Source organism: Rhodococcus sp. (in: high G+C Gram-positive bacteria) (genome assembly GCF_049286785.1).
Classification (GTDB): Bacteria; Actinomycetota; Actinomycetes; order Mycobacteriales; family Mycobacteriaceae; genus Rhodococcus_F.
The window spans coordinates 1-1,635 of record NZ_JBAQEO010000545.1; the positions used below are offsets into that span (position 1 = coordinate 1).

Annotated in this window: 2 protein-coding genes; both read left to right on the forward strand. The window is 65.6% G+C overall.

Annotated features, from left to right (window positions below):
- Positions 1-36: 36 nt before the first annotated feature.
- On the forward strand, positions 37-903 hold the full coding sequence (locus WAW17_RS19695) for an Fpg/Nei family DNA glycosylase (RefSeq protein ID WP_422334605.1): 867 nt from the start codon (positions 37-39) through the stop codon (positions 901-903).
- Positions 904-1,097: 194 nt separating this feature from the next.
- On the forward strand, positions 1,098-1,635 hold a 538-nt coding region (locus tag WAW17_RS19700), incomplete at its 3' end, for a thioesterase II family protein (protein ID WP_422334606.1).

Here is a 1,635-nt window from a genome sequence, read left to right on the forward strand (position 1 = left end):
CCGCGTTGTGCCGGTGATTCCGGCTAACCTGATGTCATGCCCGAACTCCCCGAGGTGGAGGCGCTAGCCGAGTTCCTGCGTGAACATGCCGTGGGAGCAGTCGTCGGACGTGTCGATGTGGCCGCACTGAGTGTGCTGAAGACGTTCGATCCGCCGATCACCGCGCTGCAAGGGCGCGACGTAACGGGTGCGTCCCGGTTCGGCAAGCATCTCGCGCTCGACTGCGACGGACTGTGGCTGGTCACGCATCTTTCCCGCGGCGGCTGGCTGCGCTGGATCGACAACCCGTCGGCCGCGCCGCCGAAACCCGGCAAGGGCCCGCTTGCGCTGCGGCTGCACTTCTTCAGTCCCGAGGGGGCGACTCCGGCGTTCGATCTCACCGAGGCGGGCACCAAGAAGCGGCTCGCGGTGTGGGTGGTACGCGATCCGCAGGAGGTGGAGGGGATAGCCCGGCTCGGTCCTGACGCACTCGACGTCCCCGAAACGGAGTTCGCGGCGCTGCTCGCCGGAACGCCCGCCCGCATCAAGAACGCACTGGTCGACCAGTCACTGCTCGCCGGTGTGGGTAACGCCTATTCCGACGAAATCCTGCACACCGCAAGAATTTCCCCGTTCGCTACGGCGCGCACACTTCCCGAAGATCAGGTCCACACACTCTACGAGGCGATGCGCACGGTGCTCACCGACGCCGTCCAGCGTTCCGTCGGCCAGGATGCAGCACGGCTGAAGGGCGAGAAGCGCTCCGGCATGCGCGTCCACGCAAGGACAGGTCTGCCGTGTCCGGTATGCGGTGACACCGTCCGCGAAGTGTCCTTCGCGGAGAAATCATTTCAGTACTGTGCAACCTGTCAGACCGGCGGCAAGATTCTGGCCGACCGCCGATTGTCGAGGCTGCTGAAGTAGCGTCTACAGAAATCTCATACGGTCTGCCACTGGTGTGGCGGGATCGATCGGCACGGTTCGGACTGTGCAACGATTCATGAGGGGTGTGGAATATCAGCCCTTGGGTGCCGTGTTCGCAGTGGTGATCGGAAAGAAACTGGCAGTGCAGGTGACGCAGTGCAGGTGACGAAGCCTCAACCCGGAGGTGCAGTGATATGGATTGGATCCGACGGTTCCACAGCTCGCCGAACGCCGCGAGTGTGCTGCTGTGCTTCCCGCATGGTGGCGGGACGGCAAGCGCCTACCGCGGCCTTTCCGAGGCTTTGGCCCCGCGGATCGAGGTGATGGCGGTGCAGTACCCGGGCAGGCAGGATCGCCTCGGCGATCGGATGGTGAGCGACATCGGCGCGATCTCGGAGCAGGTGGTGGGCGAGTTGACGTCAGCCGAGGGGAGACGACTGGCGGTGTTCGGTCACAGCATGGGCGCCACCGTCGCGTTCGAGGCGGCCCGGCGGTTCGAGCAACGGAGCGGAGCGCTCGCCGCCCTGTTCGTGTCCGGTCGAGCGGCGCCGGGCATCGCCAGGACGACCACTCTGCACCGGCAGAGCGATGGAGCGCTGATCGACGAGATGCGCCGGCTCGGCGGTGCGGATTCGCCTGCGGTGCAGATGGTGGTCCAGCACCCCGAACTCGCGGAGTTGGTGCTGCCGAGTCTGCGCAACGACTACAAGGCCGTCGAGACCTACCGGTACC